Consider the following 13,093-nt stretch of genomic DNA (forward strand, 5'->3'; position numbering starts at 1 on the left):
GGATCCCGGTAATCCCCGTGCGAGCGTCGGCCCCCTGTGAAAGGTTCTGGTGGTGAGCATCTTCGCGGTGGGGGTCTGGAGCATCCGGCAGGGATGGGCGGCGCAGCCGCGGATGGTCGCCGCCGCCGCGGTCCTGAGCCTGCTCGTCGCCGCGGTGCCCTCGCTGCAGGTGGTGCTGATGGCGGAGTTCGTCCGCACCCTCACCGGGGCGGACCGCTTCTCCGACGTCGCCGCCCCCTTCGCGGGCCTCGTGCTGCTGATCGCGTTCACCGGGCCCGTCGAGGCGATCGTGGGCACCCTGCAGTGGCGCGTGGTGGACCTCATCGGGCTGCGCGCGAAGAAGGAGGTCGCCGGGGCGCTGTCGACCCTGCCGCCCACCGTGCTCGCCGACCCGGGCGCCGCGGCGGACATCGAGGCCGGCAACAAGGCCGCGGAGGACGAGCTGTCCTTCCTCTACCCCTTCGTGCTGAGCCTGCTGCGCGACATCCTCTCCGTGGTCGGCGTGTTCCTCACCCTGGCCACCATGAGCCCGCTGGCGGCGGTGTTCGTGCTCGTCTCGCTGGTCCCGATGCTGGTGGCCTCGCAGCGCATCACCCGCATCAACTCCCGGATGTGGGACGACGTCGGCAAGCTCTACTGGCGCTCCCGCTACCTCCACCAGCACCTGGTCACCACGGCGCCCTCGATCGAGCTGACCTCGCTGGGCGCCACCGGGCAGATCTCCTCCCAGGTGGCGGCGACCGTCGGCCGCATCACCGATCGCAAGGCGCAGACCTATCTCCCCATGCTGACCTGGCGGCTGCTCGCGGGCGCGGCGACCTCGCTGCTGCTGGCCGGGGCGCTCGGCGCCCTCGTCGTGGGAGTGAACTACGGTCCCGCCGCCGCCGGCGGGGTGTACGGGGTGATGGCCGCGATGGCGGCGGTCGGCTCCCTGGGCACGAACCTCGGCCAGATCGTCGAGGGCGGAGCCCCGTTCGAGCGCTACCGGAAGCTGCTGGGCATGCGCCGCGAGTCCCGGGAGCCCGTCATCGCCGAGGACGCGCGCTCCCTCACCGTCACGGGCGTCTCCCATACCTACGACGGCAAGGAGGAGCCCTCCCTGGTGGGTCTCGACCTGCGGATCGACAAGGGCAGCATCGTCGCCCTGGTGGGGGTCAACGGCGCCGGCAAGACCACCTCCGTCAACGCGATCGTGGGGACCCTGGAACCGCGGCAGGGCAGGATCGCGATCGACGGCCGCACCCGGGAGGACATGCCCTTCCAGGAATGGGTGGGCCACTTCGGCACCCTCACCCAGGAGTTCGGCCGCTACGAGCTCACGGTGCGCGAGTCGCTGCTGCTGGGCACCCCGCGCACCGACGTGGGCGAGGAGGAGCTGTGGGCCGCGCTCGAGGCCGCGAACGCCGCGGGGATGGTGCGCGGCTTCGCCGACGGCCTCGACCAGCAGCTGGGCTCCCAGTGGGAGGGCGGCGTGGGCCTGTCCGGCGGGCAGTGGCAGCGGCTCTCGCTCGCCCGCATCCATCTGCGCTCCGCCCCGATCTGGATCCTCGACGAGCCCACCAGCGCGATCGACGCCGAGGCGGAGCAGGACATCTTCCGCGAGCTGCAGCGCTCGAAGCACCGCCGCATCACCATCGTCGTCTCCCACCGCGCCTGGACCCTGCGGGGGATGGACGAGATCCTGGTGGTCGACGAGGGGCGGGTGGTCGAGCGCGGCCGCTACGACGAGCTGCTCGTGCGCGGAGGACGCTTCGCGGAGATCTTCGCCGAGCAGGCGGCCTGACGGGCTGAGGGCCGCGGCAGGTCGGCGCTGTCGGCGCGGGCCTGTCGGTGTGGCTCTGTCGGCGCGGGCCTGTCGATGCGGGCCTGTCGGCACGGCCCCCGACGGCGGCGTCGGTGCCACAATGGAGTAAACCGTTTCACCGAGAGGATCGACGACGATGCCCGCCCTGCTCACGCCCACGCCCGACGGGTTCCTCCGCGACGGGGAGCCGCACCTGGTGATCTCCGGCGCCCTCCACTACTTCCGCGTCCACCCCGAGCAGTGGCGCGATCGTCTGCGCCGCCTGGTCGCGATGGGCTGCAACTCCGTGGAGACCTACGTCGCCTGGAACCTGCACCAGCCCGCCCGTGGCGTGACCACCTTCGAGGGCTTCGCGGACCTGGGGCGATTCCTCGACATCGCCGCCGAGGAGGGCCTGGACGCCATCGTGCGCCCCGGGCCCTACATCTGCGCGGAGTGGGAGAACGGCGGGTTCCCCGGCTGGGTCCTCGCCGACCGCAACCTGCGCCTGCGCAACCGCAACCCTGCCTACCTCGAGCTGGTGGACGAGTGGTTCGACCAGCTCGTCCCGGTGATCGCCGAGCGCCAGTCCGGCCGCGGCGGGAGGGTCGTGATGGTCCAGGTCGAGAACGAGTACGGCAGCTTCGGCGACGACACCGCCTATCTCGAGCACCTGCGCGACGGCCTGCGCGAGCGCGGGATCGAGGAGCTGCTGGTCACCTCCGACGGCCCCGCCCGCACGTGGCTCACCGGCGGCACGGTCGAGGGCGCGCTGGGCACCGTGAACTTCGGCTCGCGCACCCTCCAGGTGCTCGAGATGGCACGGCGGGAGCTGCCCGACCAGCCGCAGATGTGCATGGAGTTCTGGAACGGCTGGTTCGACCACTGGGGCGAGGAGCACCATGAGCGCACCGGCGGGAACGCCGCGGCCGAGCTCTCGGACATGCTGGACCACGGCATGAGCGTCAACTTCTACATGGCCCACGGCGGCACCAACTTCGGCCTGCTCGCCGGCGCCAACCACGACGGAGCCCTCCAGCCCACCACCACCAGCTACGACTACGACGCCCCGATCGCCGAGAACGGGGCGCTGACCGAGAAGTTCCGGGCCTTCCGCGAGGTGATCGCCGAGCACGTCGAGCTGCCCCCCTACGAGGAGCATCTCGCGCAGCTGGGCCTGAGCGCGCAGCCGGCGACCCTGCCTTCCGCGGAGGTCGCGATCGAGAAGGTCGCCTCCGTGCGCGGCCTCGATCGCTTCACCCGCTCCGCCGAGGTGCACCCCACCCCGCCGTCCTTCGAGGACCTCGGCCTCGAGCGGGGCCTGCTGCGGCTCTCCCGGGAGATCGAGATCGCCGTGACGGAGCGCGACGGTGCCCGCACGATCTCCCCGCTGAAGCTCTACGACCTGCACGATCGTGCCTGGGTGTACGTCGACGGGATCGCCGTCGGTGCGGCGGGCGTGGTCGGGAACGAAGTGCGCGAGACCGACCCGGCCACGGTCGAGCTCACCCCTCACCTCGAACGTCTGCTGCCCGACGGCGGCCACCGCACCGTGCGGGTGGACATCCTGGTCGAGAACCTGGGCCGGGTGAACTTCGGGCCGCGGCTGGGCGAGCGCAAGGGCATCCTCGGCGGCGTGTGGCAGACCATCCGCTACCTCAACGACTGGGAGGCCGATGCCTGGCCGCTCGAGGAGATGGGCGCCGAGCTCGCCGCCCAGCTCGCCGCGGCACCGCCGCTCGAGGTCGGGCGCAGGGGCGGGGCCGCAGGAGCGGTCGACGGAGAAACGGTCGACGGAGGGGCGCGGGACGAGGGGGCGGACGCCGACGCCCTGCCGGTGCTGGTCGGGGGCTCCTTCGAGGTGGAGACCCCCGCGGACACCTTCCTCGACGTCTCCGACGGCGGCCACGGCGTGGCCTACGTCAACGGCTTCTGCGTGGGGCGCTACTGGGACATCGGCCCGCAGCAGACCCTCTATGTCCCGTCCCCGCTGGTGCGGGCGGGGCGCAACGAGGTGCTGCTGCTGGACCTCGAGAGGCGGCCGACGCGGCTGAGGCTCGCCGAGGAGCACCTCTTCGCGGCCATGCGGGCCGGGCGGTAGCCCTCCGCACCGCCGCTGCCCGGAGGGCCCCTCGACGACGGGAGGGTCCTCCGGACGGCCGGTCCGCACGATCACGATCGGGCGCGCGACCGCCGGACCGGGCTCGCAGGGTCCCCGGGACGGATCGAGACCCGGCCGAGATCGGACCGCATTGACCTCAAGAGTGGTCTCCGTTACCTTTGGTGAAAATGGATTAACACCACGCGTGTCGATCCGCCGCCGGACGGCCCGTGTCAGCCGACCGACCACGTCCGACGGCCGAGCGCATGTGCGGCGTTGCTCATGCACGGCTCTGAATGTCCCGAAAGGACTCCCATGAACATCCGTCGTCGAACACTCATGACCGGATCCGTCGCGACGGCCGCTGCTCTCGCGGCCGCGGGCTGCAGCTTCGACCGGGGCTCCTCCGGCGAGGGCGGCGGTGAGGACGGGCCCACCGAGGTCCGGATCGCCGGCTGGGGCGGCACTCAGTGGACCCAGAACTTCAACCTGTTCTCGCCGACCGCCACCGCGGTCACCCCGGGGACCTCCTTCTTCTACGAGCCGCTGGTGTGCCTGGACCGCACCGAGGCCGGCGTGGTGCTGCCCTTCCTCGCCGAGGAGTGGGAGTTCAACGACGACGGCACCGAGCTGGTCTTCACCCTGCGCGACGACGTCACCTGGAGCGACGGGGAGCAGTTCACCGCCGAGGACGTCGCGTTCACCTGGCAGCTGGTGCTGGACGGCGAGACGAACACGCACTACCCCTTCACCGCCGTCGAGGCCGTCGACGACACCCACGTCATGGTCACCTACGAGAGCAGCTCCTTCACGGATCTGGTCCCCTTCAGCCAGCGCCGCATCGTCCCCCAGCACATCTGGGAGGACGAGGACCCGGCCGCCTTCACCGACCCCGAGCCGGTGGGCACCGGGGCCTTCGTGCTGGACTCCTTCTCCCCGCAGCAGGTCTCGCTGCGGGTCCGCGAGGACTACTGGGGCGGAGCCTCCAACGGCGTCCAGACCGTCAAGCTCCTCGCCATGAGCGACGACGCCTCCAAGGACGCCCTGATCAAGGGCGACATCGACTACGGCACCATGGGGTGGGAGAACGGCGAGGAGGAGTTCGTCGCGCGCGATCCGGAGAACAACGAGTACTCGTTCTATCCGACCGGGACCTGCGCCGGGATCGCCTTCAACACCAAGGTCGCCCCCTTCGACGACCCGGCCGTGCGCCGGGCCCTGCGCGACTCCCTCGACCTCCAGGCCGCGGCCGACGCCGTGAAGGTCGGCTACGAGGTGCCCACCAAGGCCGGGATCGACGCCGGGGTGTACTCCGAGCTTCTCGCCCCCGACCAGGAGCAGACCCAGGACGTCGAGGGCGCCAAGCAGACGCTGGCCGACGCGGGATGGAGTGTCGAGGGCGGCAAGCTCGTCAAGGACGGCGAGACCTACACCCTCCGCCACGACGTCTACCAGCCCTACACGGAGTGGGTGCTCACCGCGCAGCTCCTCACCGACCAGTGGAAGACCGGGCTCGGACTCGACGTCGAGGTCAACCAGCTCGCCGACCAGCCCTACACCGATGTCCAGGAGGCCGGCGAGTACGGCATGCTCTCCACCAGTCCCACGAGCGGGTCGAGCATCGCCGAGGTCGTCAAGCTGTTCGACGCCCGCCTCGTGGGGGAGATCGGCGACAACGCCCAGGGCAACGAGTGCTACTTCGAGGACGAGCGCCTCACCGAGATCGGCGACGCCCTCGGCGAGATCCCCCCGGGCGAGGAGGTCGAGCGCGTCCGGGAGCTCGCCGTGGAGGCGCAGGAGATCTTCGCGGAGGAGTGCCCGTTCATCGCCACCGCGACCGCGGGGTGGAAGGCGGTCTTCAACAAGTCGCGCTGGGACAACTGGCCGGCGATGGGGGAGACGGCCTACGTCCCCAACAACACCCTGCCCGCCGACGCCATCCTCACCCTGATGAACGTCACCCCGAAGCAGTGAGCCGGGGTGGAACGGCTCCCTCCGGGGCCGAGCCACGCACCCGTCCCTGCCCCCTACGGATCCCTGACCAGGAGGCGATGTGTCCCTCGAGGGAACGGTGAGCGTCACCGAGACCACCACCCAGCTGAAGGCGAAAACGCCGCGACGAGCCAGCGGTCTGCTGTTCCTCGGCAAGCGTCTGGGCATCTATCTGGCCACCGCGCTGGTGGCCGTCGCGCTGAACTTCTTCATCCCCCGCTTCATCCCCGGTGATCCCGTGGTCGCCCTGGTGCGTCAGCTCGAGCAGCAGACGGGCACCAGGATGTCGGTCGAGCAGGTCTCGTCCCTGTACTCGCTGTACGGCGACCCCGATCAGAACCTGCTCCAGCAGTTCTTCACCTATGTGTCCGACGTCCTCCGAGGGGACTTCGGGATCTCCGTGATGCGATATCCGACCCCGGTCGGTCAGCTGATCGCCGAGGCCATGCCCTGGACGATCTTCCTGGCCGGAGTCACCACGATCCTCGCCTGGGTGATCGGCACCGCGCTGGGCTCGTTCGTCGGCTGGAAGCCGGGATCGCGTCTGGACAACGTCCTCACGCCGGCCTCGCAGCTCTTCACCTCGTTCCCGGCGTTCTGGATCGGCATGGTCATCCTGTGGCTGCTCTCCTTCATCCTGGGGTGGTTCCCCCGCGCCGGCGGCTACAGTCCCGACGTCCCCTTCGAGATCAACAACGTCTTCTTCCTGCTCAGCGTGCTCGAGTACGGGGCGCTGCCGATGTTCACACTGATCCTGGTGGGCTTCGCCGGGTGGCTGTTCTCCATGCGCAACATGATGGTCACCACGATCTCCGAGGACTTCGTGACGCTGGCCAAGGCCAAGGGCCTGCCGGAGCGTCAGGTGATGTTCCGCTACGCGGCGCGCAACGCCCTGCTCCCCAACGTCACGAATCTGGCCATGGCCATGGGCGGCATCGTCGGCGGCACCGTGCTGGCCGAGATCGTCTTCACCTACCCGGGAGTGGGCATGCTCCTCCTGCAGTCGATCATCACGCAGGACTACCCGCTGATGCAGACGATCTTCCTGATGCTGGTGCTGTCCGTGCTGGTCGCCAACTTCATCGCCGACTCCGTCTACGTCATCCTCGATCCGCGGACAAGGGAGAGCTGATGCTGCGTCGATTCCTCGCCAGCTGGAAGGTCAGGCTGGGCCTGAGCATCCTGGGGTTCTTCGTGCTCCTGGCGATCTTCGGGGAGCTGATCGTGGTCCATGTGCTGGGGATCGATCCCCTCGCCGTCGACTACGACAACCTCGCCCAGCCCCCGAGCTCCCAGTACTGGCTGGGCACCAACATGGTGGGCCAGGACGTCTTCGCGCAGGCCGTGATCGGTGCCCGGGGCTCGGTGGTGGTCGGATTCGTCTCCGGCACCATCGCCGTGGTGATCGGCGTGCTGGTGGGCACCTGGTCGGGCTACTCCGCGGGCCTCATCGACCGGGTCACCATGGCCGTGGTCAACGTGCTGATGACCCTGCCCAGCATGGCCGTGCTGTTCATCCTGGCCGGGTACGTGCGTGACGCCGGGCTGGTCATGATCGCTGTCGTGATCGGGGTGCTGGCCTGGCCGGGCAGCGCCAGGGCGATCCGCGCCCAGACCCTCTCCCTGCGCAACCGTGACTTCACCACCGCGCTGCGCGGCATCGGCGAGTCCCGGTGGCGGATCGTGGCGGTGGAGATCATGCCGCACCTGGGCGGCATCATCTCGGCGATGTTCCTGACGGCCCTGGTCGGGGGGATCCTCGCCGAGTCCGGTCTGGCCTTCCTCGGGATCGGCAACACCAACGGACTCTCCTGGGGCCTCCTGATCGGGCAGGCGCAGCAGCAGGGCGCTCTGCTGCGCGGCCTGTGGTGGTGGTTCCTGCCGCCCGGCATCTGCATCGCCCTGATCGGCTTCGCCACCGCGATGGTCAACTTCGGCCTGGACGAGATCACGAATCCGGCGCTGAACGCGAAGCTCGCCGCCCGCACCCGCGAGTTCAACCAGGGCCGTCGCCGCGAGCTCGCCGCCGAGCGCAGGGCCGTCAGGACCGCCGGACAGGGCACCGCGACCGGGGCGGCCGCCGACCCGAACGCCGGTGCCGACCCGAACGCCGGTGCCGACCCGAACGTCGGCGCCGAGCCGACCGTCGGCTCCGCCTCGACCGCCGCCTCCGATGCGAAGGGAGCCCCCCGTGGCTGACGACCTCCTGCTCGACGTCGAGGAACTCGATGTGGACTACCTGGGCGAGCACCGCAACGCCCGAGCCTGCGACAAGGTCTCCTTCACCCTGCACCGCGGCGAGATCCTCGGTGTGGCGGGGGAGTCCGCCTCGGGGAAGTCGACCCTGCTGAACGCCCTGATGCGCCTCCAGCGTCCCCCGGCGGTGATCGCCGGCGGAGCGGTCCGCTACCACCGCGAGGACGGCACCGTCGTCGACCTCGCACGGGTCACCGAGCAGCGCATCCGACCGTTGCGCTGGGTGGACCTGTCGATCGTCATGCAGTCGGCGATGGCCTGCCTGAACCCGGTGCTGCGTCTGGGCGCACAGTTCGACGACGTCCTGGTCGCCCATGAGCCTCGGCTGTCCGCGGGGCAGCGCCGGGCCCGTGCGGTCGAGCTGCTGGAGATGGTCGGCATCACCGGCGATGCGGTGACCAAGTACCCTCATGAGCTCTCGGGCGGGATGCGCCAGCGCTCGCTGATCGCCCTGGCCATGGCCTGCGATCCCGAGCTGGTCGTGATGGACGAGCCGACCACCGCGGTGGACGTCGTGATGCAGCGCCAGATCCTCGAGCAGATCCTGCAGCTCCAGGAGGAGCGCGGCTTCGCGATCATCTTCGTCACCCATGACCTGTCCCTGCTGCTGGAGATGGCGGACAGGATCGCGATCATGTACGCGGGCCGCCTCGTCGAGGTCGCCGACGGCGAGGACCTCGTCGACGGCGGTCTGCACCCGTACGCGGAGGGCCTGCGTTCGGCGTTCCCCTCGGTGACGGGTCCGCAGCGGACCTTCACCGGCATCCCCGGCTCGCCGCCGAACCTCCTGGACCTGCCGCCGGGATGCCCCTTCGCGCCCCGCTGCACGCTGCGTGAGGACATCTGCGATCAGGTGGATCCGCCGCTCGAGCACCTCGGCGGGGGGCGGCTGGTGGCGTGCCACGTCCGCTCCCGCGAGGCCGAGGAGAGGAAGGCGTCATGACCGTCCAGGACTCCCTCGCCCAGCCTCCGGCGCCGCCCGCCGCCGAGGCCGCCCTCGAGGCGCATGAGGTGACCGTGACCTTCGAGGGCAAGGGTCGCGACGGATCCCGTCAGACGGTCACCGCCTGCGACGCGGTCTCCCTGAGCCTCGCGCCGGCGGAGATCGTGGCCCTGGTGGGCGAGTCAGGCTCCGGCAAGACGACGCTGGCCCGCGCCCTCGGGCTCTTCCAGGACATCGACTCCGGGCAGATCCGTCTGTCCGGTCGGCCGGTGCGGGGCCGCGGGAAGGACAGCGTCCGACCCCGCGACTACTACGGCGAGGTCCAGATGATCTTCCAGGACCCGTTCGCCTCCCTGAACCAGCTCAAGACGATCCGTCACATCATCGGCCGTGCGGTGCGGATCCACAGCGGGCTCCGCGGGCGGCGGGCGGTGGAGGAGCGCACCCTGGAGCTGCTCGAGACCGTCCACCTGACCCCGGCGGAGGACTACATCGACCGCTACCCGAGCGCGCTCTCCGGCGGTCAGCGTCAGCGCATCTCCATCGCCCGGGCCCTCGCGGTGGACCCGACGGTGATCCTCGCCGATGAACCCACCTCGATGCTGGACGTCTCGATCCGCATCGACGTGCTGAACCTCCTGTCCGAGCTGCGCCGCGAGAAGGGGGTGGCGATCCTCTACATCACCCATGACATCGCCAGCGCCCGCTACATCTCCGATCGCATGGCGGTGATGTACAAGGGGACGATGGTCGAGTTCGGCGAGACGGAGCAGGTGGTCCTCTCTCCGCAGCACGACTACACCAGGACGCTGATCGCGGCCGCCCCGGATCCGGGACGCCGCACGCGGCGGAGACGCCGTCGCGGCGACTCGCCGCTCTCCGCATGATCGACTGCTCGCACGAGAACGGACGTGCACGCACCCACGAGCCGAGGGAGCACGAGATGGACGACAGCACCAGGACCCGATCGACGGCGCAGGGCGCCCCTCCCAACATCGTCCTGATCGTCTCCGACGACCACGGGTTCGGGGACCTCGGCTTCCGCGGGGTGCAGGGCGACGTCTCCACCCCGCACCTCGACGCCCTCGCGGCCGACGGCCGGGTCTACGACAACGCCTATGTCACCGCGCCGATCTGCAGCCCCTCGCGCGCCGGGCTGATCACCGGGACGCACCAGGCGCGCTGGGGCGCGCACTGGTTCACCGACTCCGCCATGGCGCCCGAGGCGGTGCCCAGCCTCCCGGAGCGCCTGGGGGCCCACGGGTACCGCACCGGGTACTTCGGGAAGGTGCACTACGGGGCCGACGAGGAGGGCAGCCGCGCCTGCCCGCCCCACCACGGCTTCGAGACCTCCTTCTACGGCCTGGCCGCGCAGTCCATGGGCCGACTGCACTACCTGCACCACTCGCGCGCCCACGAGGAGGCCTACGGCGAGGCCGCGCGCCGGCACGGGGTCTCCCCGATGTGGGAGGGCGAGGAGCGCGTGGACTGCGAGCGCCACCTCACCGAGGAGTTCGTCGAGCGGGCGATCGGGTTCGTGGACGCCCCGGACGAGCGGCCGTTCTTCGCGATGATCGCCTTCAACGCCGTCCACAACTTCACCTGGCAGCTCCCGCAGCACGAGCTGGACGCGCGCGGGCTGCCCGCGCATCCGGACTTCGACGCCGAGACCAACGACTACCTCGACTGGTACGACGGGGCGGTCGAGCCGAATCTCGAGAACGGCCGCGCGTACTACCTCGCCCAGCTCGAGATCATGGACCGCGAGATCGGTCGGCTCCGGGCGCACCTCGACCAGCAGGGGCTGGCCGAGAACACGATCGTGGTCTACATGACGGACAACGGCGGCTCGCACTGCAACTACGGGCGCAACGCCCCGCTGCAGGGCTCGAAGTACACGCTGTACGACGGGGGCGTCCGCACCCCGATGCTGATCTCGTGGCCCGGCGTGACCGAGCCCGGATCGGTGTCGAAGGCGCTGGTGAGCTCCTTGGATCTGGCGCCGACGTTCCTCGCGGCGGCCGCTGCGGAGGGCGGCGGTCGGTCGGACGGGGGCGCCGTGCCCGTCGACGGGATCGACCTGCGGGCCTCCTTCGAGGACGCCGACGCCCCCGTCCACGAGGTGCTCCACTTCGACACCACCTTCCAGTGGGCGGTGCGCACCCCCGAGTGGAAGCTGCGGTACGTGGACCCCGAGTCCCGGGCGCGGCACAGCATCCTTCAGGTCGAGCACACCGACATCGGAGAGGGTCTGCAGCTCAGCCCGTCCACGGAAGGGCTCGCCGGCGTGGACGAGACCGTCGACCTCGCCGCAGAGCGCCCGGACGTGGTCGCCGAGCTCACCGGGCTCCACGAGCGCTGGCTCGCCGAGATGCGGCGCAGCGCGGCCGAGCTGGCGGCCTGAGGAGGACCTGTGAGCACACCGGAGCATGACCGGGCGACGCCGCCGAACATCGTCCTGGTCTGCGTGGACCAGATGCGGTTCGACGCGATGGGCTGCGCGGGCGACGACGCGATCGACACCCCGTACCTGGATCGTCTCGCGAGTCGGGGCAATCGCTTCACACGGGCCTACTCCTCGACCCCGACCTGCATCCCGGCCCGTGTGGCCCTGATGACCGGCCTCGGGCCCGAGAGCCACGGGCGGTACGGCTACCGCGAGGGGATCAGCTTCCCGGACGCCTACCCGACCACCCTCCCGGGCACGCTGCGGGAGAACGGGTACCAGACCTTCGGGGTGGGCAAGATGCATGTCTGGCCCGACCGTGCCCGGTGCGGCTTCGACGACGTGCTGCTGCACGACGGGTTCCTCCACGTCAGCCGCCGTCGGGACCAGGGTCCGAGCCTGCGGTCCGACGACTACGTCGCCTGGCTGCGGGAGCAGACCGGGGACCCGCGGGCGGACTACCAGGAGACCGGGCTGGGCTGCAATTCGATGGTGGCCCGTCCCTGGGAGCGCGAGGAGCGCCTGCACCCCACGCGGTGGGTGGCCGACCGGTCCTTCGAGTTCCTCCATCGCCGGGACCCGTCGCGACCCTTCTTCCTGTACATGTCCTTCCACCGCCCGCACGCTCCGTTCGACCCGCCGGGATGGCTGTGGGACAAGTACTCGCGCCGGGAGTTCCCCGAGCGCCCGGTGGGGTCCTGGGTGGAGCGGTTCGACCGCTTCCGCCGTGACGGGGACGATGAAGCAGAGTTCGCCCATCGCAGCGACTCGCGGCACCACGACGTCAGAGCCGGCTACTACGGGAGCATCGAGTTCATCGACTTCCAGATCAACCGCCTGCTGGAGAGCCTGCACGACCACGATCTGGAGCAGGACACCGTGATCCTGTTCGTCTCCGATCACGGCGAGATGCTGGGCGACCACGACCTGTACCGCAAGTCCGTCGCCTATGAGGGGTCGAGCCACGTCCCGTTCCTGCTGCACCTGCCTCCCCGGCTGAGGAAGGACTGGGGCCCGGCCGGGGACGTGGACGCGATCGTCGAGCTGCGGGACGTCATGCCGACCCTGCTGGACCTGGCCGGGGTCCCCGCGCCCGAGGGGCTCGACGGGGTGAGCCTGCGGCCCGCCGTCGCCGAGCGCGCCGAGGTGCGGGGCCATCTGCAGGGCGAGCACCTGATCCATCAGCTGGGGCGGCACTCGATGCAGTGGATCCTCACCGAGCGCCACAAGTACGTCTGGTTCTCCGGGGACGGGCACGAGCAGCTGTTCGACCTCGTCGAGGACCCCCTGGAGACGACCGATCTGGCTCCGCGCGCCGAGTGCGCGGCCGAGCTCGAGCGGCACCGCGCCCTGCTCGTCGAGCATCTCCGGGGCCGGGAGGAGGGCTTCGTGGTCGACGACGCCCTCGTCCCGGGCCGCGAGCTGCGCAGCGAAGCGGACTGGGTGCGCGAGTTCGCGCGCCTCTGAGCAGCTCCGCCGACGCGCGATCGGGCCCGGACGGCGGAGGGCCGCCGACGGGATCGCCGACGCCGGGATCGCCGACGACGAGGGGCGCGGCACGGAGGATCCCGT

9 protein-coding genes are annotated in these 13,093 nt (G+C 70.5%); all 9 read left to right on the forward strand.

The genetic code is table 11. The annotated features are described in order from the left end of the window. Window positions 1-52 precede the first annotated feature (52 nt). The 9 genes from ACT3SP_RS09830 (at window position 53) to ACT3SP_RS09870 (ending at window position 12,988) form a co-directional block, all read left to right on the forward strand. On the forward strand, window positions 53-1,783 hold the full coding sequence (locus ACT3SP_RS09830; protein WP_444587102.1) for an ATP-binding cassette domain-containing protein: 1,731 nt from the start codon (window positions 53-55) through the stop codon (window positions 1,781-1,783). A 157-nt stretch (window positions 1,784-1,940) separates the two neighbouring features. Continuing rightward, window positions 1,941-3,884, forward strand: coding sequence for a glycoside hydrolase family 35 protein (locus ACT3SP_RS09835; RefSeq protein ID WP_444587103.1), 1,944 nt, complete (start codon window positions 1,941-1,943; stop codon window positions 3,882-3,884). Window positions 3,885-4,223: 339 nt separating this feature from the next. Further along, window positions 4,224-5,858, forward strand: coding sequence for an ABC transporter substrate-binding protein (locus ACT3SP_RS09840; RefSeq protein ID WP_444587104.1), 1,635 nt, complete (start codon window positions 4,224-4,226; stop codon window positions 5,856-5,858). Window positions 5,859-5,937: 79 nt separating this feature from the next. Then, the gene (locus ACT3SP_RS09845) at window positions 5,938-7,008 is read left to right on the forward strand and encodes an ABC transporter permease (RefSeq protein ID WP_444587105.1); all 1,071 of its coding nucleotides are present in this window, start codon (window positions 5,938-5,940) and stop codon (window positions 7,006-7,008) included. After that, the gene (locus ACT3SP_RS09850; RefSeq protein WP_444587106.1) at window positions 7,008-8,075 is read left to right on the forward strand and encodes an ABC transporter permease; all 1,068 of its coding nucleotides are present in this window, start codon (window positions 7,008-7,010) and stop codon (window positions 8,073-8,075) included. Before ACT3SP_RS09845 ends, ACT3SP_RS09850 begins: the two co-directional genes overlap by 1 nt. Further along, window positions 8,068-9,075: an ABC transporter ATP-binding protein gene (locus ACT3SP_RS09855; RefSeq protein WP_444587107.1), complete on the forward strand. Its 1,008-nt coding sequence runs from the start codon at window positions 8,068-8,070 to the stop codon at window positions 9,073-9,075. The genes ACT3SP_RS09850 and ACT3SP_RS09855 overlap by 8 nt, the downstream gene beginning before the upstream one ends. Beyond that, window positions 9,072-9,962 carry an ABC transporter ATP-binding protein gene (locus ACT3SP_RS09860; protein ID WP_444587108.1) on the forward strand — a complete coding sequence of 297 codons (891 nt, stop codon included), beginning with the start codon at window positions 9,072-9,074 and terminating at the stop codon, window positions 9,960-9,962. The genes ACT3SP_RS09855 and ACT3SP_RS09860 overlap by 4 nt, the downstream gene beginning before the upstream one ends. 56 nt (window positions 9,963-10,018) lie before the next feature. Next, entirely contained in the window at window positions 10,019-11,479 is a 1,461-nt protein-coding gene (locus ACT3SP_RS09865; RefSeq protein WP_444587109.1) for a sulfatase family protein, read from the forward strand. 9 nt (window positions 11,480-11,488) lie between these two features. Next, window positions 11,489-12,988, forward strand: coding sequence for an arylsulfatase (locus ACT3SP_RS09870; protein ID WP_444587110.1), 1,500 nt, complete (start codon window positions 11,489-11,491; stop codon window positions 12,986-12,988). Window positions 12,989-13,093 lie beyond the last annotated feature (105 nt).

It is taken from the genome of Brachybacterium sp. AOP43-C2-M15 (assembly GCF_052446295.1).
GTDB lineage: Bacteria > Actinomycetota > Actinomycetes > Actinomycetales > Dermabacteraceae > Brachybacterium.

Coding starts and splice junctions, on each gene's coding strand:
- ACT3SP_RS09865 (WP_444587109.1), top strand. CDS start 10,019: ATGGACGACAGCACCAGGACCCGATCGACGGCGCAGGGCGCCCCTCCC.
- ACT3SP_RS09850 (WP_444587106.1), top strand. CDS start 7,008: ATGCTGCGTCGATTCCTCGCCAGCTGGAAGGTCAGGCTGGGCCTGAGC.
- ACT3SP_RS09835 (WP_444587103.1), top strand. CDS start 1,941: ATGCCCGCCCTGCTCACGCCCACGCCCGACGGGTTCCTCCGCGACGGG.
- ACT3SP_RS09860 (WP_444587108.1), top strand. CDS start 9,072: ATGACCGTCCAGGACTCCCTCGCCCAGCCTCCGGCGCCGCCCGCCGCC.
- ACT3SP_RS09840 (WP_444587104.1), top strand. CDS start 4,224: ATGACCGGATCCGTCGCGACGGCCGCTGCTCTCGCGGCCGCGGGCTGC.